A 22091-nucleotide genomic window follows, 5' to 3' on the forward strand; every position below is an offset into this window, starting at 1 on the left:
GCTTCACCATCAAGATTTAGCGACCATCTCGTTATCCACTTCTAATTCTTCAGGAGATTTCAGCACATCTTTAGGCTTAGTCACGCTACCGACTGGCGGATAAGCCACACTATCTTTAAATCCTTCGCGGGTGTCTTCACTGTAATTTGGAAAGGGTAGCTCTTCTTCTTCAATAAGCTGGCGAATGGTTTGCTCTGCCTTTTGCTGCGCGTCGAGATCAGCAGGCACCGCATTATTGAGCACCACATTTTGCCCTACTGGCGCAATATGGATATCCAGTGTTTTCATAATGTTCAATAAGTGAAAATTCAAATCTTCGGCAATACCAAAATATTCATTGATGTCACCAGTATCAATGTAAGCATTGACGTTGACCACAAAAGCGTCACGTTCAATCGCTAAGAAACGTGCTCGCTGGGCGATTTCTAATACTCTTGGATGCGATAAAAGTAATTTACGTAATTCCATCAGCAGCATTTGTAACTGCGCTTTGGAAGTATCGAGGCTAATTCGCAAATCATGCTTATAACGGCGGCGATCGATCACTGAAAAGTTTTCTAATTCTTGGGATGAAAATACTGAGTTAGGGATATGCACTACGGTGCGGTCAAGCTTACGAATGCGGGTTGAGCGTAAGCCGATTTCTTCAACCACGCCTAAGGTTGTGCCAAAGCGGCAAAAATCACCGGGTTTAATCGGCCTTGCAGCATAGAGGGTTAATGCGCCAAAGACGTTCTCTAATGGTTTTTGTGCGGCTAATGCAATGGCTAAACTGCCAACACCTAAACCAGTTAGGATTGTCGCCATATTGTAGCCTGAACTTTCAAACCACATCAGCGCGATAATAACTACTATGACCATTTTAAGAATGGCTACCATAGGTCTTAATAAAGCCACACTATAACTTTTATCTTGATCATGAAGTTGCTTAGACTTGTAAGCAGAATAAAGCTCAACTAAACCCAAAATCAAAATGGTATTGGCAAGGTAGAGTAACGTGCTGTTATCAAACCAAACTCTTGCTCGCACAGATAATCCAAGTGCTAAAGCGACATATTGCAGTAATGATAAGTATAAGAACCAACGCAGACTGCGGCCACAAAATCGGCTTAAGCCTGCAATACGAGGCTCGAAGTGTTTGGCTAGACTTTTGGCCGCGATACTAATTAGTCCAGTGCCTATCCAACCAAAAAATATGCTTAAACTGAATATGAGTAATTGCCAGTTTTCCATGTGAAAGGCTTTAAATTCAGGTAAGAAGTTTGCGAGGGTTTCTATTTGAGGACTGTAACCGTATTCGTCCCAGAGTTCAGGGATTTTGGCGACGGTAGCGTTAGATATTTTCCAAACTTTACCGCCTTTTCCATCTGGGACATGCTGCATATAAACAGGAATTGGGCCGGTATTGGTTTCAAGCACGCCCAGTAAATCTCGGTAACTTGGGAGCTTATCGTTTAAGTGTCCTGTTGCTTGATCGCTGATTTGCGACAAGTCGATGATATTTTGCTTGTTCCATAAAATGGATAGCTTTCGCAGTAATTCAGGGCCGTCTTCTGGATTAATGCCGTTAGGTAAATAACGTAAGTCGACAAATTCAGCCGCTGTTTCCCAATCATCTTGCTCAACCGCTTGGCTTATGGCGATTAATGTTGATAGTGGCGTTTCACCATCTCGGGCAAGTATCAACCCGCCTTGTGCTTCGGCAATGGCTTCACTGCGTTTTTCTGCCTCGGCGACTTTTTTGAGATTAATGTCATCAGCGGCAACAGCGTTAAAGGGGGCACAGTGGAGTGAAATGAGTAAAACAACAGAGAGAAGCCAGCGCCAATTGTGCATCATAATTTATCCCTAAAATAAGACCTGAAACACTTTCAAATATATGTGTTTTATCATCAGACTGCTAGCTCGAATTATCATAATTTTCACAAAGTTAGTTAAAGGTGGTTACATTTTTGCGGTTGATACTTTGCCACTTAAGGTAAAGCCACGCCTCTAGATAACTATTAATGCCTACAAGAAGCTGAGCATAGTGGTGTTTGTCGTAGGTTAAGTGGGTTATCTATTTCAGGCTGTAGTTCCTGATACCGTTCTTGCTGAAGAATAGCGACTTATTGAAAATAATAGACTTTTAATAATAGCTAAGTTGAATTTGATTAATGTTGAATCTTGCCTAGACTGAATCTACATAGCCTGAAACCACTAACACCCTGTAAAAACAAGAGCATCATTGTTTTAGCCAATACCAAACGCGACAAATTAAGTACGTTATCAGTTGAATGGAATCAAACTTATACTCACAGAACAACATGGAGTTAATGAAGCATGAAAGCACAACAAATATTTTTACTTCTGGCGGCTGTAGGGCTCCTTCCTATCGCATTATCTTATGGTTTTTCTCCAGCTAATTCACTTTCATTTTTATTCGATATCAACGCAGAACCCATTAATGTGACTCATATTTTTCGCGCTGTAATGGGGCTTTATTTAGCCTTGGTGCTCTTTTGGGTGGCAGGTGCTTTAAAGGCATCCATCAGGCTTGCAGCTTTATACAGTTTGGTCGTGTTTATGCTTGGTTTAGCAGCAGGTCGCAGTTTGAGCTTATTCATTGATGGTATGCCACATTGGTTGTTGGTTGTGTATCTGCTGTTGGAAATTGGCTTTGGTGTAGTGGGCATTCAAATGATCAGAAAAACAGTATTAGAAGACGTTTAAGTTCTATCGCAAGTCTAGTGAGCTATTTGCTTATAAATCATAGCTTTTAATGTGTTAATTAATAATCCAATTGATGTTTAAACTAAAAGGTGACTGTATGAAAAGTATTGTTTCATGGGGAGTATTAACGCTATTCACTTTGGTCAGTAGCAGTGTATTTGCGGCAACGGATAAGCCAAATATATTTGTTATTTTTACTGATGATATTGGTATCTCAAACTTAAGTGCCTATCACAATGGCGTGATGAGTAGTGATACACCTAATATCGACAGTATTGCTGAAAAAGGCATTTTGATGACTGACTATTATGCTCAGCCTTCATGTACAGCAGGGCGATCTGCTTTTATGACAGGGCAACTTCCGGTGAGAACGGGAATGCATACAGTGGGCTTACCAGGCGGACCAGTAGGGCTGAATAAAAATACTCCTACTCTGCCAGAGATATTAAAATCAATGGGCTACATGACAGGCCAGTTTGGTAAAAACCATTTAGGTGATCGCGATGAGTTTTTACCTACAATGCATGGCTTTGATGAGTATTGGGGCTGGTTGTATCACTTGAATGCAATGGAATACACCGAAGACCCTGATTGGCCTACCGATCCAGCATTTCAATCATTTGCTCCTCGTAATGTAATCCATGCTAAATCAACAGGTAAAGGTAAGCAGTCTATTAAAGATGATGGACCGTTATCGATTGAGCGTATGCGAACACTTGATGATGAAGTAAACAAACACACCATCGATTTTATTGAAAGAGCAGTCAAAGCCGATAAGCCTTTTTTTACTTGGTATTGCCCATCTCGAGGTCATGTTTGGACTCATTTATCGCCTAAGTACGAAAAAATGCTTGGCCAAAATGGCTGGGGGTTACAAGAAGTTGTCATGAAAGATTTAGATGACCATGTGGGTGAAATGCTAGCCAAAATGGAAGAGCTGGGCATTGCTGATAACACCATCATTGTATTCACGGCTGATAATGGCCCTGAAATAATGACTTGGCCAGATGGCGGTATGACACCATTTCATGGTGAGAAGGGCACCACTTGGGAAGGCGGAGTAAGAGCGCCAATGTTAATTAGTTGGCCTGACAAAATTAAAGCGGGCCAAGTTAAAAATGGCATGTTTGATGGTATGGACTTTTTACCTACCTTGGTTGCAGCAGCTGGTGGTCCTAATGATCTGAAGCAGAAAATGTTGACGGGTTATAAAGGCTTTAAAGCCCATTTAGATGGTTACAATCAGCTGGGTATGCTGACTAAAGATGAGCCTTCGCAGCGTAAAGAGATTTTTTATTACGAACGTGATCGCTTACAGGCTGTAAGAGTTGGTGATTGGAAGGCGCATTTTGTGGTACAGAATAATGGATGGTCAGGAGCCAAAGAAGAGTTGAATGCACCGCTATTATTTAACCTTCGACGTGATCCTTATGAACGTGCCGCTGAAGAATCTGGCATGTACCTCAAATGGATGGGACAAAAAATGTGGGCATTTGGCCCAGCGCAAGCTGCTGTACAAAAGCATTTAGAGACGTTTAAAAAGTGGCCGCCAATGACAGCTGATATTGGTTCAGTTAATAGTGGTGGCGTTGGGAATTAAAGGCTTTTACTCTCTTTCAATGTCTGTTTTAAAGGGCCTATATAGCCATTTCGGTTGGGTTATATAGGTCTACATGTTAACAAGGAAGGTTTTATGAAGCTTAGAAAGTGGCTAATTGTTTGCAGTACTTTGTTGTCTACAGCGATAGGGTTTACGTCAATAAGCGTGTTTGCTGATGACGGTTTCTCGACAACAGAAGCATCATGGAAGCACAGCGTAGAGATTTACGGGTTAGCGCTGAATATACGTGGCGACACCACTGTCAACGATCAGAATCTTGAGGTCGATGTTGATCCGCAATTTATTATGGACACCCTTGAAATGACTGCTATGGTGCATTTTGAAGGAATTCATCAGAATCAGTGGGGCTATTACATTGATTATAGTTTCATGAAGCTCAATGGTGAAACCAATAACATAATAGATAACACTAACAATTTGGTGCTAAAAGGCGATATTGATATTCGCCAAGGCGTATTAGAAGCTAAGGGCTTTAAACGCTATGAATATGGCGATAGCACACTGGATTATACATTTGGACTGCGTTGGTGGGATAACGACATTGATATGCAGTTATACCGCAAAGACAATAATGCCATTTTCAGTGAGATTAACTTAGAAGATGACTGGGTTGATTATGTAATTGGTATTCGATGGATGAATCCAATTAATGAGGATTGGCTTTTTTATGTTAGCGCAGATGCAGGTTTAGGTACTGATACTGACTTCACTTCGTCGATTATGACGGGCGTCAGATACCAGATAAACACTTGGTCTGATTTAAATATGGGCTATAAATCCACCTGGGTTGATTACGATAATGAAGATAATTTTGCTTACGATACCGCTTCACAAGGTTTTCTCATTGGTTGGGCTGCGTACTTTTAGCGAGACTAAATAGCAATCATGCTTAATCACGTATCCATAAGAGCTCGACTTAACCATGTCTGAGCTCTTTTTGTTTTTAACATTACTCAGTTGGTAATGGATTACCTTTTAGAGAAAGCGCATAGCGTAAAAGAGTAAAATTATCCTCTTGGTATTCTCGGATAAAGCTCATGCCCAATTTTTCAATGATATTCACTGAGCCAAGATTAAGGTTAACAACTTCGCCGTAAATAATATCTAAATCCATATGCTTCTTAGCATACTCAATACAGGCAAGGTTAGCTTCTGTGGCATAGCCCTTACCCCAAAAATCTTGGTGTAAACGATAGCCTATATCTACTGCATTAATACGTAAATCATATTTAAACCCACAAAAGCCTATGACTTGTTTGGTTGCTTTTAATACTACAGCCCAACGAGCAAAACCATATTTCTGGTATTCTGCTAACCAGGTGTCCTGAATAATGTTTTTCGCATCTTCGATGTTATTACACATGCCTGCATCGCCAGTGTAGCGGTTGACTTCCTCTGAATTAAACTCAAGCACAGCCTTTGTATCGCCAAGATTAAATTCACGAATGATTAGGCGTTCAGTTTCGATGATTATTGTCACTTTTATTTCCTTGGTTCTTGGATTGTTGCATCTGCTCCAGATGCACCTGCTTCAGATGCATTGGTGATGTCATAGTAAGCTTGATAAGCAAAGCGGCCGATGGCAATAACAATCAAAATAATAATGATCCGACTCATGGTACCTGAAGCCGTGGTGGCTTTTTGCATTTTGATTGGACCTTTTTTCTTGATTGATTTTTGGCCCTGATGTGATTGATTCGTCTGTTGCTTGTCTTTGTTAGATTGAGTGCGAACAGCAACGCCTTCAATTTGTGCCTGAACAGCTTTTATTTTTCCATCAGCAAGTTGCTCTATTACATATTCAATTCTGTCGCCAACATGTGGCTTTCTTGCCATATGCTTTAGGGTTGAAATATGAATAAAAACGTCTCTGTCACCTTCGTCTGGTTCAATAAATCCAAACCCTTTATTACTATTCCAGCGAACCAACCGACCAGTTTCCATTTTCACCAATGTTTTCCTTTTTGAGTGAGTGCATGTTTTAGCACACATTATAAAATTGCCAGCCACTATGCTAGGTTAATAACACACCTTAATAAATATAATTACTTAAGTGCTTACTCTTTGACGGCATATTGTTTTTTAAGCAATACCTTGACCACAAAAAGAACAACACGCCCTAGTAAACAAGGAAGATATCATGAAATTATCAGCAGGTTTTGCTGTAATACCGAAAGCGTTATCCATTTCACTTGCCGTGGCGACTATGATTGGTTCGAGCTCGATTGTTAGTGTCTCAGCTCAAGCTGAAAACTTTGATGCATCGGTAATGAAATCTATGCCGAAACTTGAGCAGCTTTATACTCATTTGCACCAATATCCCGAGCTGTCTTATCAAGAAAAAAATACCAGCGCTCGAATGGCAAAAGAGTTAAGCCAACTTGGCTTTGATGTGACTGATAACTTTGGTGGTTACGGTGTCGTTGGCATTTATAAAAATGGCACGGGCCCAGTGCTGATGATAAGAGCTGATATAGATGGTTTACCGATTATTGAGCAAACGGGTAAATCCTATGCTTCAAAAGTGACAACACTAGATGAGCACAACAATACCGTTGGCATTATGCATGGCTGTGGTCATGATATTCATATGACCAGTTTTATAGGTACCGCTGAGCAGTTGATGAAGCATAAAGCAGATTGGAAAGGCACCTTGATGATGGTGGCACAACCTGCAGAAGAAGTCGGCGGTGGTGCGAAAGCCATGTTAAAGCAAGGTTTGTTTAGTCAATTCCCAACCCCTGACAATGTCATTGGCTTACATGTCAGTGCAGGTATTCCAGCGGGTAAAGTGGGTGTGGTGAGTGGCTACGCTTTAGCTAATGTTGATTCAGTAGATATTACTATTAAGGGCAAGAGTGGCCATGGTGCTTACCCACATTTAACCATTGATCCTGTGGTGTTAGCAGCAAGAACGGTGTTAGCACTGCAAACGATTCCAAGTCGCGAGGTATCTCCGCTTGAGCCTAATGTTGTCACTGTGGGCTCCATTCATGGCGGCTCAAAGCACAATATTATTTCCAATCAAGTAAAGCTGCAGTTAACGTTACGTTCTTATAATCCTGAAGTGCGTGAACAACAAATTGCAGCCATTAAACGTATTACTAAAGGGATTGCGATAAGCGCAGGTTTACCTGACGAGTTAATGCCAGAGGTTTATGTGCATGACGATGAAACCATTCCCTCAACTTATAATGAGCCGCAGCTTGCTGCCAAAGTGCAAGCCAGTATCGAAACTGAGTTAGGTAAACAAAATGTGGTGATTGCACCACCAGTGATGGCGGGTGAAGACTTTGGCTTGTATGGCCGTACAGATCAAAATGTGCCAATTACGTTATTTTGGCTAGGAGCAGTTGAGCCTGCAGCATATCAAGCAAGCCTTGATTCAGGTGAGGGCTTGCCATCATTACACTCGAGCTTATTTGCCCCAGATTATCCATTAACGATTAAAACGGGTGTGAGAGCGATGACTCGCACAGCAATGGATTTGTTTAACCAAAAACAATAGTTGTTGCTGAGCCAAGCATGCCTTAGCTAGACAAATAACGTTATAATATTGGCTATAAGCAGGATTAACCTGTTCTGCGATTACTTTGGATATAGATAAAAAATATGATTACCTTTAGCACTAATGTTGGCGATATTTGCATTGAGCTCGATATGGAAAAAGCGCCTGTGAGTTCAAAGAACTTTTTGCAGTATTGCGAAGAGGGCTTTTATGAGCACACGATTTTTCATCGTGTGATTAAGGGGTTTATGATCCAAGGTGGTGGCTTTACTGCCAAAATGAAAGAAAAACCGACACGGGATCCGATTGTTAATGAAGCCAACCGTGGCTTAAGTAATGTATTAGGTACCATTGCGATGGCGAGAACTGATGCGCCTCATTCTGCTACTGGGCAGTTTTTTATTAACGTCGGTGACAATACCTTTTTAGATCATACCGCGACCACCAACAATGGTTGGGGTTATGCAGTATTTGGTAAAGTGGTTGCTGGCATTGAAGTCGTTAAAGAAATTGAAAAAGTTAAAACGGCAACGATAGCGGGTCATGATGATGTGCCGAAAGAGGCTATCGTGATTGAAAAGGTTACCATTAGCTAAGAGGCTGCATTTGAGTTTGTAGGGAGTTAATTTGAGTCTATCTGAAGCTGATATATTGCAACTGACCCAAGCTAAGCAATTGCTTGAAAACCCAGGGCTTGCTGCAAAAATCACAGACTTTATTGGTACGCCAATTGAGAAAGGTTTTTCATTACTGCCTAAAAGTGTCAGTGGCGGAATTGGCAAAGTGACTCAAATGGCGCTGACTAAAGCATCTGATGCCGCACTATTTACTATGAAAGAAGCGCCCGGTGAGCAGTCTTCTGATCGCTGGCATAAACTGGGTGTTGCTGTCAGTGGCGGAGTGGGCGGATTTTTTGGCTTATCTGCTTTAGCCATTGAGCTACCTATTTCTACTACTATCATGTTGCGGTCTATCGCAGATGTTGCTCGTAGCGAAGGCGAGCAACTTAATGATATTGAGACTAAGATGGCGTGTTTAGAAGTGTTTGCCTTAGGCGGGGAGTCAACTAATGACGATCAAGCCGAGAAAGGATACTTTGCTGTGCGCACAGTATTAGCAAACTCGATTGCCGAAACCGCTGAATATATTGCGGCTAAAGGCTTCAGTAAAGAAGCTGGCCCTATGATGGTTAAATTTGTCACCGTTATCGCTGAGCGTTTTGGCGTACAAGTCACTCAAAAGATGGCAGCTCAAGCAGTGCCCGCGATTGGCGCTGCGGGTGGCGCGATCATTAACACCTTATTTATCGATCATTTTCAAGACATGGCAAGAGGGCATTTCATTGTCAGGCGGTTGGAGCGAAAGTATGGTGGAGAGTCAGTGAGATTAGCCTACGATAGCTTGCTAATGACTGAGTAAATCAACAATGCTAGTCAATGAGATACGCTTGTATTGTGATGCTAATCTACCCCTCGATATCCTTCATACTTAAATCGTAACAATTATATCGTGTGAACTTTCATCAATCTTCGCTATCTTAATAATTAAGCAAACAATAATATTAATCGCTAATTGTTAAGGATAGGCTTTCAGGATGAATGTTTTTAATCGAGTGAGTTTGAATCAATTACTGCAATGCTGCACGGGTTTACTGTTAGTAGTGAGTGGCAGTGTCGTTAGTAACACCGCATTTTCTGATGAAATACCCTTTAAACCGCAATTTACGACTTTTCATATTGATGCCGATTTTGAACTGACTCAAGCTGTTGTCAGCGCCAATATATTGGAAAATCCAGGTAATGAATTAATTGCCTTAGGGGTTGATGATAACCACGACCGCTGGTTGGCTATTTATGGTTTTCAGCAAAATGAATTGGTGATGCTTGATAAAGTGTTATTGACCAAAGACATTTATAGTTTTGACGTCAATGAGCTTGAACAGAATACGTCTAAGTTATTATCAACTGAAACTTCAGATCAAGATGCTGAAAAAATGCAACAATTGTACTTTGTTACCGCAGACTCTTTGCTGCGCTTTGAAGAGTATCCAGCAACAGCAAACAATACTCTGCAACAAGACGAATTGAACTTGACTGATATAGACGATCCTTTATCTACCTCGGCTTCGAAAGTCCCCTCTAGTGCACTGATTAAAGTGGCTGATATAAACTCTATTGCGGTGACAAGCCGTGCTGATTTTATTTCCCGTGGGGAGTTTGTTAAAGATATCAATAACGACGATATCGCCGATATCATGATGAGTGACTTTAGAGATACTCAAGTGCTATTAGGCGCTGCTGATGGGACATTTATTCAGCAATCATTACCTTTATTACCTGTGGTTGAACTGAAAAATAATGGTGCTGAGTATAGCCATTCCAAGCTATATCACAGTGATATGAACTTTGATGGTCGTGACGATATTATTAAGGTAGGTGAAGGGTCGTTAGAAGTTTACTATCAACAAAACGATGGCCAGTTTTCAGCTATCGCTGAGTTCATATCCGTTAGTCAGCCAATCAGTGGTGTTGATTGGTGGAATAAGCGTGATGCTTATGGTAAGAATTTAGATCAAAGTGATTTGCTATACCGAAAAGTAGAGCGCATTGGCGATGTTAACGGTGATGGTGTAACGGACTTAGTTGTACGCTATACCAAAAGTTCAGGGGTATTTGATCGCAGCAATGACTATGAAATTTACCTTGGCGTAAAAGGCGATGACAGTATTTCTTTCCCTCGTGAGGCAGATACGATTATTAAGGCTGAAGGTACCCTGACTGGATTACGCTTTGATGATATTGATAACGACAATATTGATGAAGTGATTGTGGCTGGGTTTGATATCAGCATTTCTCAAATTATCAGTGCGCTACTTTCAGGCAGTATTGATCAAGACGTGCATGTTTTTAAAATGAACGAGTCGAGTCGTTTCGGCGCCAAAGCCAATGTGATTAAAGAAGTAGAGTTAAATTTCAGTTTAACTTCAGGTCAAAGTGGTGAGCCCGTAGTGGCGTTAGCTGACATTAATGGTGACGGTTTTAAAGAGTTACTGCTTTCTGATGATAACGATGCACTGGATATTTATTATGGTCAGGCTGGCAATAATCCATTTATTAAAAGGGCTGAAGAGTGGCAAATGACTATACCGGTCGAAGGCTCAATGTTATCTGCGGTCGATATTAACCTTGATGGCAAAGAAGATTTATTATTAAGGTTTGGTAAGCAAGATCCTGAGAATTTACAGCGTAGATTTAGTGTGTTGTTAGCGAACTAATCGTAGTGCTAAAGATCAACACGCCTTAGTAAGCACTCTTTAATTCACTTAATTAGTCATAGTAGCCAGTTTCCTTAACCATTAAGGATACTGGCTTTTTTGTTTCTGAATCATAGTTGTTCACTATAGTTTTTCACTTTAGTTGTTCACTATAGTTTTTAATATGGTTTCCATCATATATTGGCTTAATAACTAAACGAATTAGCTTTCAACTCATGACAAGAGTTAGCTTTATATTAGCGAGTGCTGAAACTGATCTAGATCATAAAACCACTTAAATTATGTAAAAAGTAGTTTAGCTTTTTGACGATGAGCGTAAACTGACCTTAAACATGTAAATAATATGCATGATTAAGTTTATCATCAGGAGAAAGGCAATGTTTTGTATTCAGTGTGAGCAAACAGTAAGAACACCAGCAGGAAACGGTTGTAGTTATTCACAAGGCATGTGTGGCAAGCTAGCATCGACTTCAGATCTACAAGATCTCCTTATCTATATGCTGCAAGGCGTCTCTGCATACGCAGTTAAAGCGCGTGAGTTCAACATTATTAATGCTGAAATTGACACCTTTGTTCCTAAGGCATTCTTTGCCACACTGACTAACGTTAACTTCGATGACGAACGTTTAATGGATTATGCCTATCAGGCGCAAGATTACCGTAACGAATTAAAAGCGGCTTACGAGCAAGCGTGTGCTGAAAAAGGCGTAGAGCCTGAAGTTGTTATTGCACAAGGTTCATTAAATCTTGCTGCTTCAAAACCTGAGATGCTAGAGCAAGCACCATTAGCCTTACCTAATCGTGGTGATGTCCATGAAGATATTCTAGGCCTACGTTTACTTTGTTTATACGGCCTTAAAGGCGCTGCTGCATACATGGAGCATGCACGCGTTTTAGAGCAAACCGATGCTGATGTTGCCGGTGAGTTCCACCAAATCATGTCTTTCCTTGGTGAAGATTCAGTTGATGGTGACAAGTTATTTGGCACAGCAATGGAGATTGGCCAATTAAACTATCGCGTGATGGCGATGTTAGATGAAGGTGAAACCAGTGCATTTGGTCACCCAGAGCCGACTGAAGTCAATACTAAGTCAGTTAAAGGTAAAGCGATTTTAGTGTCAGGCCATGACATGAAAGATCTTGAGCTTATCTTGCAACAAACTGAAGGCAAGGGCATTAACGTGTTTACTCACGGCGAAATGCTACCAGCCTTAGCGTATCCAGAATTTAAAAAATACCCTCACTTAGTGGGTAACTACGGCAGTGCGTGGCAGAACCAGCAACGTGAATTTGGTACTTTCCCTGGTGCAGTTGTGATGACGTCTAACTGTATTATTGATCCAAATGTGGGTGAATATTCAGACCGTATCTTCACTCGCAGCATTGTTGGCTGGCCTGGTGTGACTCACGTTGAAGGCGAAGATTTCAGTGAAGTGATTGATAAAGCCCTTGAACTTGAAGGTTTCACTTACGATGAAATCCCGCACAAAATCACCATTGGTTTTGCTCGTAATGCGTTAATGGAAGCTGCGCCTACTGTGGTTGAGAATGTGAAGAATGGTTCTATTAAACACTTCTTCTTAATTGGTGGTTGTGATGGCGATAAGTCTGAACGTAGCTACTTTACTGACTTAGCTAAATCAGTACCAGATGACACCATTATCTTGACCTTAGGTTGTGGTAAATACAAATTCAACAAACTTGAATTTGGTGACATTAATGGCATTCCACGTTTGTTAGATGTTGGTCAGTGTAATGATGCATATTCTGCGATTCAATTAGCATTAGCACTGAAAGATATCTTTGAGTGTGACATCAATGAGCTACCGTTAAGCCTTGTTTTATCTTGGTTTGAGCAAAAAGCGATTGTGGTGCTATTAACCTTATTGTCGCTTGGTGTTAAAAACATCCGCACAGGTCCGACTCCGCCTGCTTTCTTAACTGAAAACTTGGCAAAAGTGTTAGAAGACCAATTCGGTTTACGTAACACCACTGATGTTGAATCTGATCTTAAAGCGATGATCAAAGCGGCTTAATACGCTGTTAATGGTGATATAAGTACTCGGCTTATATCACCATTTTTATGACTGTTATTTTCCATTTCTCCTTCCATCATTTACCCAGTAACAGGTGCCTTATGAGCTCATCAGGATTTTCATTTTCAGCTGCGTTGTCAGCAGTGCAGTCAACTAAAGATGACGACAAAGCAGAGAAGAAGCCAGCCGCTGGTTTTTCAATGTCGAGTGCATTGGCAAACACAGCTAAGAAGACTGTAGAGATTAAATCTGAAGTTAAGTCCGAAGTTAACGCTGCTCAAGTTAACGCTACTCAAGCTAAAACAGCGACAGTAAATGATGATGCTTCACTACTAAGTGCAGATGATTGGCAGCGTGGCGATATTAAGCTTCGCTGTGTTGAGAAGTGGAACGAAACTCATGATGTAGTTAGTTTTCGGTTTCAAGGCTTAACACCAGTTAAGTTTAACTATAAGCCTGGTCAGTTTATTACCTTTAAGCTCGAGATTGATGGTGAAATAGTTTATCGCAGTTACACCATGTCATCTTCACCTTCTCGTCCTTACTCAATCGTAGTGACGGTCAAGCGAATTGCGGGTGGCAAGGTGTCAAACTTTGTTGCTGATAACGTCAACGAGGGAGATGTGGTCACAATAATGGGGCCAGATGGGGCGTTTAATTTAGTGGATATTCCTGCTACAAAGTACTTATTTTTAAGTGCTGGCAGTGGTATCACACCAATGTACTCTATGTCTCGCTGGTTGTTAGATGCCAGAGTGGGCAGCGATATTGCCTTTGTGCACAGTGCACGCAGTAATGACGATATTATTTTTGCTGATGGTTTGAGTTCGATGGCGCACCGTAGTGCCAAATTCAGTTTACATTACTTACTTGAAGCAGCTCCTGAACTTGTTGAAGGCGTTAACCATACGGCGAATGATAGTCGTATGTTAGGGCGTTTAGATATCGATAAACTCGTTAAATTTGTTCCTGATTTTATGGAGCGTACTGTGTTTGTTTGCGGCCCTGAACCTTATATGGTTGCGGTTAAGTCATTGGTTGAAGCTAGTGGATTTGAAATGGAAAACTTCCATCAAGAGAGCTTCACCGGGGCGATAAAGTCAGACAAGCTTGTTAGTGATTCAAGTAGTGACGACAGTCGTCAATTCATGCTGAAAATAGCAGATAAATCGATTTCGCTTTCCACTGAGCAAACATTACTTGATGGTATTGAGTCTGAAGGGCTACCAATTATTGCAGCCTGTCGCAGCGGCGTATGTGGTGCATGTAAGTGTCAGGTGACTTCAGGGACGACAGAGTCGAGTAGTACGATGACATTAACGCCTGAAGAAATTGCCGCGGGTTATGTATTGGCTTGCTCTACGAAAATCACTTCAGATGTGACGTTAAAAATGTAACTTAGCAATAGATTGATATTTTTAAAGCAAGCATTCAGACGGTGTTTTTTATGAGCCAATATCGAGAGCCATTAATCAATTTTATGCTGACTCAAGCTGAGATTGATGGCTGGCATTAACGGCTAAAGTGCGTTTTATTAAGTGTTCAATGAAGGTATTCACCGCTTGATTTTGTATCTTACCAGCCAATGTAATGATACTAAATTTAGCGGTAAGTTTAGGCATTAACTGTGGAGATAATGCTATTAATCTACCTTGTTGTATTTCTTTTCTAACTGCTATTTCGGGAGTTAGGGCGACCAGATCTGCATTCATTATTGAGTCTTTAATGGAGTGGAATTGATCGAAGCGAATCTGGCCACAAAAGTTATCTCGCTGCTTAAATAAGTCCTCGAACTGGTTAAGAATGCTGGTTGGTAAGTGTCTTGGTATTGCTAAAGAGTAATCTCTAAATGAATCTAAACTCAGTAGAGATAGTTTGGCGAGTGGGTGGTCTGGGCGGCAGCAAAAGACGACAGGGAATGGCGGTAGTTCTATCACGCTTAACTCATATTGATTATCTAAACCGTTAAAATCTGATTCAGCTACAAATAAATCTAATTCCCCTTCAAGTAACTGTTGAGTTAGTTCTTTCCAACCATCAACACTTAGCTCTAAGGTCATATTTGGCCTTGAGTTAATGTATTCTCCTAAGATTGGCCCGACTAGACTGTTTGATGGAATGGGGCTGGCGCCAATATTGATGGTTAATTCATTCTCCCCGTGAAACAAAGCGAGTGCCTGTAGCATGTCATCATGCTCTTTTAAAATAGCTTTTCCATGCTTTAACATCAATTTGCCTAGTGGCGTCATAGACATATTTTTAGAGTCTCGTAAGAATAACTTTCCTCCAACGAGCAACTCTAGTTTTTGTAAACTTTTGGATAGTGTTGGCTGGGTAATATTTAATTCTTTTGCTGCTCGACTGAAATGCTTATATTCAGATAATGCTACAAAGTGTTTTATATTTCTTAATTCCATGCCCTACCTAATTTTGTTAGTTAAATTATTTATAGTTTTTAGTAATTTTATTTGAGGTGAGGTTTATGAAGTAATATAAATATATAAGTCACTATCAAATACCCTTGGTTCCTATTTATTGTCTTTTTAGTAGAAATGTAAATTAGTTATCATATTTATTTTGTTCACTTCTTATCTTTTTTATATCAAAAACATTTCATTTTTGTTTCAAGTGTTTGTTTGTTAAGTCCTATTTATACATTTTAAAATTTGTCATTTAATGCCATTCCAGGTGGCTATTGGTTTATTCTTAAAATCAATTAGCGCGAGATTTAAATAAAAGTTAACAATGTTCTATCTAACCCACTAAGAGGTTGGGCAATCTACAAGGATGGAATAATAATAATGAAATTTAATAAATTGCACATAATGACCCTTGCGGCCATATATGCTGGTGGTGTTGGTGCCTCAGCGGATAGTGTAAGTCACTCCACTTCAGGTTCTAATGCAAAACCTATTGTGATAACCGATGCCATTATAAAATTTAATGAAGATCGCAATAAAGACCGAATTAATCCTGAGCAATCACAACAGCGAAATAGTAACGGGCGAAATGTGCATCGTGCGGTGCATTCGCAAACTCGAAAAGTCGATTTTGTTTATGAGGCTGATATCAGTGGTGAGCAGACTTATATTATTCAATTAGTTGATTCACCCGTTTCTCTTTATCAAGGTGGTGTAGCAGGACTACAGGCAACAACTCCTAGAATCAATAAAATCCCAGCGGCACTAAGTCCACAATTACATGACAAGCTTGATGTAAAAAGCAGTGATGTAAAATCATATGTTAGCTACCTAAAACAACAACAAGAAAATGTGGCGACAGCTATTTTAAGTGCTGTCGGACAAGTGAAACAAGTTGCTGATTACCAACTTGCTTTTAATGGATTAGCGATAAAAATGACTCAAGAGCAGGCTGAGCGTGTGCTTGAGTTACCTAATGTTGTCAGTGTTACGCGTGAAATCATGTACGAACTACACACAGATGTCGGCCCACAGCATATTGGTGCCGATAAATTTTGGACTGGTGAAATAACTGGTGAAGAGTTTACTGGTCAAGGAATTGTTGTAGGGGTTTTAGACACTGGAATTAACAGTGATCATGAGTCGTTTGCCGCAGAAGGTGACGATGGTTATATGCATCAACTCCCAGCTCGATATGATAGTTATTTAGGTGACTGTGAGCAGGCTGAATTTGAGTCAATGTGTAATGATAAGTTAATTGGTGTGCGCTCTTACGATGTCATTACCGACACTTATAGTGACGAAAGTTTCCAGCCAGATAAAAATTGGTGGGAAATAGACGGCCCACTTCGACCTGCAAATGGTGAAGATTATAACGGTCACGGATCGCATACTGCCTCAACTGCTGCCGGTAATGTACTATTTAATAAAGCTTACACTCTGCCTGAAATTGGCGTGGAAAGTGATGGTCAGCCTACCGACTTAATTTTACCTCGCATATCAGGCGTAGCTCCACATGCCAACGTTATTATGTATCAAGTGTGCTTACCTGGTGATGGCTCCTTAAACGGCATCACCGGTTGTCCAGGTTCTGCGTTACTGGCTGGCCTAGAGGATGCCATTGCTGATGGCGTGGATGTCATTAACTATTCAATTGGTACAGCATATGGTGCTTTCCCATGGGAAGACCCAATGGAAATGGCATTCTTATCAGCACGTGAAGCAGGTATTTCAGTATCTGCGTCAGCAGGTAATTCGTTTGACCCAACTGAAGCCAACGCCCGCAGAGGTGCAATTGATCATCTATCACCTTGGTTAACGTCTGTTGCGGCAACCACCCACCCACGTGAATTTGGTGTAGAAGGCAAAATGCTAACAGACTTTGTTGGTGGTGAGCAGTCGCCCCTGGACATTGAAGGTAGCGGGATTACCGATGAATACACTGGCCCAGTCGTGTTAGCTGCAGACTATGGTTGGGAGTATGAAAAATGTAATGATCCTTTTCCTGCAGACTTTTTCTTAAACTCACCTGATGGTGAGCCTTATGCTGTTGCGCCGATTGTTGTATGTAAACGTGGTGATATAGCGCGAGTCGATAAAGCTGTGAATGTTGCAACTGGTGGCGCAGGTGGTTTCATATTACGTAATGCATCTGCTAATGAATCGTTAGCCAACGATCCTTATGCCATTCCAGGTATTCAAATAAGCTATGGCGAATTTTATGGCGATAGCGGCAATGATTATTATGGTTTGTCTGATTGGTTAAATGAAGGTAGTGATCATCATTTAACGATCACAGCTTCAACTGTCGTTACTAAAGAACGTACAGCTGATATGGTGGCTGACTTCTCTTCAAGAGGCCATAATTTCGATAATCCAGAAGTTATGTCGCCAAACTTAGCCGCTCCAGGCGTCGATGTTTATGCTGCTTGGGCTGATGATATGCCGTTTTCCGCCAATGGTATCCCAAGTGATTACCACGCGATAAGTGGGACCTCGATGGCTGCGCCACATGTTGCTGGCGCTATGGCACTTTTAAAGCAAGCACAACCTAGTTGGTCACCTGCTGAAATTCAATCAGCGCTAATGACCACTGCAAGTCTTGAAGGTATGACGCGCTCTGTTGAAGTGTATCCATTTGAAGGTATTGAGGCTGCAGGTTTTAGCGATGCGGGTAGTGGTGTGATTAATGTCGCGCGCGCCTATAAAGCTGGCTTAGTGTTGGATGAAACAGGTGATAATTACCGTGCTGCAAATCCACGTAACGGTGGCACCGTTAATACTTTAAACGTTCCATACTTTTATAACGAAGCGTGTAGTGGTTCTTGCACCATGATGCGAACCTTTACCGCGACTCAAGATGGCAGTTTCACCGTTGATGCACAGACTATGGAAATGGAAGGTGCCGATATGCTGGAGTTAGAGGTATCACCTAAAAGCTTCAGCTTAATGAAAGGTGAAACTCAAGCTATTTTACTGACAGCTAAAGTGTTGGAAGTGCAAGCGCCAGGTGCTGACTCATCATCTTTACGTTTATTAGGTGATGTGACGATTACTCCAGAAAGCACAGAAATGCCTATACAGCATTTGCCTGTGAGTATTCGTTATAGTGGTAAAAATATGCCTGAAAATATCTCTGGCCAAATTCATCGCCAGCAAGGCCATATTCTATCTCCTGAGATAATGACTGATGAGATTCAAAGCTTTAACAGTGCTGTAAATGGCTTAGTTAAGGCTGAATTATTTGATGTAAATATGCAACGTACTGATGTACGTGCCCTTGATAGTACTGCTCAAGCCCGTATGGATGATGGTCAAGTGGTGACCTTCTTTGACGTACCAGAAGGCACTAAACGCATCGTTTGGGAAGTCGTTAAAGCTGATTACAATGCCTATGCTTCATTGGATATTGGTCTTGATGTGAATAATGATGGTGAAATTCAGTGGTACGATGAAGCTATTTGTTACTCAAGAGTTGATAACAACGATTACTGTGCAATCAATAATCCGACCCCAGGTACATACTGGGCTTATGGTTCAAACTATAAGTTTGACCATGAGGATTTTGATAACTTAGCGGATAATATCATTTTTGCATTAGCCATCATTGGTGATGAAGATAATGGTAATTTAACTGCTCAAGGACCTGAGACTACCAATGGCATGGAGCCTTTCAATGTGCAATTGAACTATGACCTTGCTGATGCAGCCGAAGGTGATTTTTACTACGGCTATGTTGGTTTAGGTTCTGATAGCTATAATGCCGACAACCTAGGTTATTTACCTGTCAAGTTGATGCATATTGGTACCGATACTATGGTTGAAGCCAGTCAGTCACAAGCCAAAGCTGGAGATATTGTAGACTTTACCGTCTCTGTAGAGCCTAATTTATTAGGTGGTGAACGAGCACTTAACTTGAATGCAGAGCTTGCACCTGGGTTGCAGTTGCTTAGCGATTCGATTACCGTTTCTGGTCTTGAGCATTATGCAGATGACATGACTGTTGAAGGTAATAGCATTGTTATTGATACACTGCAGCCATCATCATTGGATACTAAGCGTCATTATGTATTCACCACCAATGAAACTGATAACACTTGTCGAGTGCCAGCTTCAATGCAGGGTGATGACGAACTCTATGTAGATATTCCAACTCAGTATGGTTTCACAGACTTAGGACTTAGTGGGTACTCTAACCAGTATTTAACTATTCCGATGTCGCAAAGTGGTTTACCGCATGTACCTTTGTACGGTGCACAGCAAGAAATGTTGCATGACTTGCTGCAAATTTCACCATTTGGTTATGTGAAGTTTGATGAGTTACCTGACTTCTATAACTTCCATCGTGAATTTAACGATAGCTTCCAGAGCTTCCCTGACACAATAGTTGCGCCTTTGTGGCGTGGTGATGTCTATATGCCTGAAGCAAGCTTCCGTGAAGATGTTGGTGCTACTGCTAACCTTGTTTATGGTGCGGTGATTGATGATTACTTTGTATTCCAGTGGCAAGGTGGTGAAGAAATCTATAATCGCTTTACGGGTAACCGAGCGCCGGATGCAGCAGCGTATTTTGATGTTGAAACCATAATATCTACTAAATTGGATTTTGCACCAGGACAGCATGAAATCATGTTTGGTTATAAAGCTATTCATACTAGCAATGATCACTTTGGTTCCATTGGTCTTCACGGTTACTACGGTGAACGTGGCACCTTTGGCCCTGTAACTGGTTGGTTAAGCGATGGGTTTGCTTTTAATGATGTTAACGACAAAGTGTCTGATGGTATGTTGGTGTGTGCCAACTACCAAGGGCCTGAAAGCTCAGGTTTGAAAGTGACTTTCTCAGCTCGTGTATCTGCTAATGCTGTCGGTGTTGATAACGCACTAACAGTCAATAGCCAATATTCAGATTCTGAGTTAGTGACCGTGACTGAAGTGGTGAGCTCAGCGAGTAATATTCAACTAGCAAGCTTGAGTGATCATACTGTTGCTGAGAATACTGACTTAAGCCTTGATGTGGTTTATGTTGACCAAAAAGGGACTGTAAATGGTATTCAAGTGTCAGGTGAAAATATCACTGCGGTTGCCGATGGCGATACTGTCACTATCACGCCTGATGCAGATTGGCATGGTGAAACATTAGTGACCGTGATGGTGCACGATATGGCATATCCATCTGACAGTGCATCAACAAGCTTTATGTTAACAGTTACCTCTGATGGTATTGAAAATGGTTGTACTGACTCAGATGCAACTAATTATGATGCCAACGCTAATACCGATGATGGTTCATGCGCCTTCCCAGTTGAACAAGTGGCTGAAGAGAAGAAGTCTTCAAGTGGTGGTAGTTTAGGCTGGTTAGCATTAGGTGGATTAGGTTTACTGGCAATTCGTCGCCGTAAAACTCATTAAGTAATTAGGGCCTGTTGATCTTTCAACGTTTTTTATCTTGAACAGAAGTTAACCTGTAAAGAGCAACAGACTCCAAGTATGTTAAGCAAACTAACCTAAACAAAAGGCCTCGTGAGAGGCCTTTTTTATTGAGGAAGTTAACTTTTAACCTGAGCTCTATTGGCCGTTTAATAAGGCGTAGCTTAAAAAGCCAACCCAGCTAGCGACTAATAAAATCCATGGAAGTTTAGCGTTTGATGGATGTGCAATAATGTTTTCTTCCTGCTCAGTATTTTCTTGCTGAGATTTTAGCTTTAGGCTTTGCTTACGCAGTTTGTCCCTTCCTCGGGCTTTGGCCTTTTGCTGCTTTTTGTATTCAGCAATGCCTTTTTCGATGCCTAGCGCAATTAACTTGGTTTGTTCTTTGGTTTGCGAAGGCTTTTGAGTGGCTTTTGCTACCTTCATTGCTTCATTTTGGGTTTCTTGAGAAATACTCTTTGCCATCACTGCCTACTGTCACCATGTAAATTCTCGCTACACTATACCCAATCTTGCTACCGAAGATAAATTGTAGATTAATTATTGTTAAACCATGAGCTATCGCAATGAGTGGGTGTGCGCTTTGTCGTAAAATGGTTTTTTCAATATAAGGAATCGTTAAATGTCTGACTCAATTCATGGTCGTAATGTTATTAAGTTGATGAAAGCGCAGAATACGCCACAGCCACATCAACAATGGCTTGCTCTTATGGCGCAAGAGTTTGGCGAAAATGCACAGTTTCACACATGTCGTGCTAGTGATATGACGGGTTCTCAGTTGGTTGATTTGTTTATCAGCAACGGCCGTTTAACTGAAACTGAAACTGGCTTTGAGATCAATCAATGTGGTCATTGTGCGGGTAAAGAGCATGGTGAAGAGACTCACTCACACGATTAAATGAGACAGAATTCAGTTTTGATTATTCATAAAAGCCAGTCTCTGACTGGTTTTTTTATGGGGGTAAATAATGTAACTGGATTCTTTAATCGTGACAAATGCGCTGTCTTAATGAGATATATTGTCATAGCACTAAAGCATTTTTTAATTAAGACATTGATGAATTACCTATCACCTGCTTAAATTGTAAAC

16 protein-coding genes are annotated in these 22091 nt (G+C 41.0%); 11 read left to right on the top strand and 5 right to left on the bottom strand.

Annotated elements, in window-relative coordinates; translation table 11 throughout:
- Positions 1 to 9: 9 nt before the first annotated feature.
- Entirely contained in the window at positions 10 to 1839 is a 1830-nt protein-coding gene (locus tag L2737_RS14295; RefSeq protein ID WP_248956145.1) for a mechanosensitive ion channel family protein, read from the bottom strand.
- A gap of 483 nt (positions 1840 to 2322) precedes the next feature.
- On the opposite strand from L2737_RS14295, the gene L2737_RS14300 reads away from it, so the two are divergent.
- The 3 genes from L2737_RS14300 (at position 2323) to L2737_RS14310 (ending at position 5200) form a co-directional block, all read left to right on the top strand.
- Complete coding sequence (locus L2737_RS14300; protein ID WP_102527768.1) at positions 2323 to 2712, top strand: DUF4345 domain-containing protein; 390 nt, start codon at positions 2323 to 2325, stop codon at positions 2710 to 2712.
- 97 nt (positions 2713 to 2809) lie between these two features.
- A complete protein-coding gene (locus L2737_RS14305; protein ID WP_102527769.1) occupies positions 2810 to 4312 on the top strand; it encodes an arylsulfatase in 1503 nt (500 codons plus the stop codon).
- A 93-nt stretch (positions 4313 to 4405) separates the two neighbouring features.
- On the top strand, positions 4406 to 5200 hold the full coding sequence (locus L2737_RS14310; protein WP_102527770.1) for a hypothetical protein: 795 nt from the start codon (positions 4406 to 4408) through the stop codon (positions 5198 to 5200).
- Between the two features lie 82 nt (positions 5201 to 5282).
- On the opposite strand, the gene L2737_RS14315 is transcribed toward L2737_RS14310, so the two are convergent.
- Both L2737_RS14315 and L2737_RS14320 read right to left on the bottom strand, forming a co-directional pair.
- Positions 5283 to 5813: a GNAT family N-acetyltransferase gene (locus L2737_RS14315; RefSeq protein ID WP_248956146.1), complete on the bottom strand. Its 531-nt coding sequence runs from the start codon at positions 5811 to 5813 to the stop codon at positions 5283 to 5285.
- 2 nt (positions 5814 to 5815) lie between these two features.
- Positions 5816 to 6277: a cold shock domain-containing protein gene (locus tag L2737_RS14320; protein WP_229370777.1), complete on the bottom strand. Its 462-nt coding sequence runs from the start codon at positions 6275 to 6277 to the stop codon at positions 5816 to 5818.
- A 262-nt stretch (positions 6278 to 6539) separates the two neighbouring features.
- Between L2737_RS14320 and L2737_RS14325 the strand changes: the two genes are divergently transcribed.
- The 6 genes from L2737_RS14325 (at position 6540) to L2737_RS14350 (ending at position 14548) form a co-directional block, all read left to right on the top strand.
- The gene (locus L2737_RS14325; RefSeq protein ID WP_248956205.1) at positions 6540 to 7841 is read left to right on the top strand and encodes a M20 metallopeptidase family protein; all 1302 of its coding nucleotides are present in this window, start codon (positions 6540 to 6542) and stop codon (positions 7839 to 7841) included.
- A gap of 104 nt (positions 7842 to 7945) precedes the next feature.
- The gene (locus L2737_RS14330; RefSeq protein ID WP_153912574.1) at positions 7946 to 8437 is read left to right on the top strand and encodes a peptidylprolyl isomerase; all 492 of its coding nucleotides are present in this window, start codon (positions 7946 to 7948) and stop codon (positions 8435 to 8437) included.
- A 31-nt stretch (positions 8438 to 8468) separates the two neighbouring features.
- On the top strand, positions 8469 to 9260 hold the full coding sequence (locus tag L2737_RS14335) for an EcsC family protein (protein WP_248956147.1): 792 nt from the start codon (positions 8469 to 8471) through the stop codon (positions 9258 to 9260).
- Between the two features lie 175 nt (positions 9261 to 9435).
- Positions 9436 to 11115, top strand: coding sequence for an FG-GAP repeat domain-containing protein (locus L2737_RS14340; protein WP_229370748.1), 1680 nt, complete (start codon positions 9436 to 9438; stop codon positions 11113 to 11115).
- A 377-nt stretch (positions 11116 to 11492) separates the two neighbouring features.
- Positions 11493 to 13151 (top strand): hydroxylamine reductase, encoded by a 1659-nt coding sequence (hcp, locus tag L2737_RS14345; RefSeq protein WP_248956148.1) that lies wholly within the window; start codon positions 11493 to 11495, stop codon positions 13149 to 13151.
- A gap of 101 nt (positions 13152 to 13252) precedes the next feature.
- Entirely contained in the window at positions 13253 to 14548 is a 1296-nt protein-coding gene (locus L2737_RS14350; protein ID WP_248956149.1) for a hybrid-cluster NAD(P)-dependent oxidoreductase, read from the top strand.
- A gap of 81 nt (positions 14549 to 14629) precedes the next feature.
- Here L2737_RS14350 and L2737_RS14355 read toward each other — a convergent pair whose 3' ends face one another.
- Complete coding sequence (locus tag L2737_RS14355; RefSeq protein WP_248956150.1) at positions 14630 to 15568, bottom strand: LysR family transcriptional regulator; 939 nt, start codon at positions 15566 to 15568, stop codon at positions 14630 to 14632.
- Positions 15569 to 15952: 384 nt separating this feature from the next.
- On the opposite strand from L2737_RS14355, the gene L2737_RS22355 reads away from it, so the two are divergent.
- On the top strand, positions 15953 to 20983 hold the full coding sequence (locus tag L2737_RS22355) for a S8 family serine peptidase (RefSeq protein WP_283108352.1): 5031 nt from the start codon (positions 15953 to 15955) through the stop codon (positions 20981 to 20983).
- A gap of 156 nt (positions 20984 to 21139) precedes the next feature.
- On the opposite strand, the gene L2737_RS14375 is transcribed toward L2737_RS22355, so the two are convergent.
- On the bottom strand, positions 21140 to 21466 hold the full coding sequence (locus tag L2737_RS14375) for a DUF2956 domain-containing protein (protein ID WP_248956151.1): 327 nt from the start codon (positions 21464 to 21466) through the stop codon (positions 21140 to 21142).
- Between the two features lie 157 nt (positions 21467 to 21623).
- On the opposite strand from L2737_RS14375, the gene L2737_RS14380 reads away from it, so the two are divergent.
- Entirely contained in the window at positions 21624 to 21899 is a 276-nt protein-coding gene (locus tag L2737_RS14380; RefSeq protein WP_248956152.1) for a YecH family metal-binding protein, read from the top strand.
- Positions 21900 to 22091 lie beyond the last annotated feature (192 nt).

This window comes from Shewanella electrodiphila (genome assembly GCF_023283985.1).
In the GTDB taxonomy this organism is placed as follows: domain Bacteria; phylum Pseudomonadota; class Gammaproteobacteria; order Enterobacterales; family Shewanellaceae; genus Shewanella; species Shewanella electrodiphila.

Excerpts from the sequence above, each read along its gene's own strand:
- L2737_RS14380 (WP_248956152.1), top strand. The coding sequence starts at position 21,624 with ATGTCTGACTCAATTCATGGTCGTAATGTTATTAAGTTGATGAAAGCG.
- L2737_RS14320 (WP_229370777.1), bottom strand. The coding sequence starts at position 6,277 with ATGGAAACTGGTCGGTTGGTTCGCTGGAATAGTAATAAAGGGTTTGGA.
- hcp (WP_248956148.1), top strand. The coding sequence starts at position 11,493 with ATGTTTTGTATTCAGTGTGAGCAAACAGTAAGAACACCAGCAGGAAAC.
- L2737_RS14325 (WP_248956205.1), top strand. The coding sequence starts at position 6,540 with ATGATTGGTTCGAGCTCGATTGTTAGTGTCTCAGCTCAAGCTGAAAAC.
- L2737_RS14310 (WP_102527770.1), top strand. The coding sequence starts at position 4,406 with ATGAAGCTTAGAAAGTGGCTAATTGTTTGCAGTACTTTGTTGTCTACA.
- L2737_RS14340 (WP_229370748.1), top strand. The coding sequence starts at position 9,436 with ATGAATGTTTTTAATCGAGTGAGTTTGAATCAATTACTGCAATGCTGC.
- L2737_RS14330 (WP_153912574.1), top strand. The coding sequence starts at position 7,946 with ATGATTACCTTTAGCACTAATGTTGGCGATATTTGCATTGAGCTCGAT.
- L2737_RS14295 (WP_248956145.1), bottom strand. The coding sequence starts at position 1,839 with ATGATGCACAATTGGCGCTGGCTTCTCTCTGTTGTTTTACTCATTTCA.
- L2737_RS14300 (WP_102527768.1), top strand. The coding sequence starts at position 2,323 with ATGAAAGCACAACAAATATTTTTACTTCTGGCGGCTGTAGGGCTCCTT.
- L2737_RS14355 (WP_248956150.1), bottom strand. The coding sequence starts at position 15,568 with ATGGAATTAAGAAATATAAAACACTTTGTAGCATTATCTGAATATAAG.
- L2737_RS14305 (WP_102527769.1), top strand. The coding sequence starts at position 2,810 with ATGAAAAGTATTGTTTCATGGGGAGTATTAACGCTATTCACTTTGGTC.
- L2737_RS14375 (WP_248956151.1), bottom strand. The coding sequence starts at position 21,466 with ATGGCAAAGAGTATTTCTCAAGAAACCCAAAATGAAGCAATGAAGGTA.
- L2737_RS14350 (WP_248956149.1), top strand. The coding sequence starts at position 13,253 with ATGAGCTCATCAGGATTTTCATTTTCAGCTGCGTTGTCAGCAGTGCAG.
- L2737_RS22355 (WP_283108352.1), top strand. The coding sequence starts at position 15,953 with ATGAAATTTAATAAATTGCACATAATGACCCTTGCGGCCATATATGCT.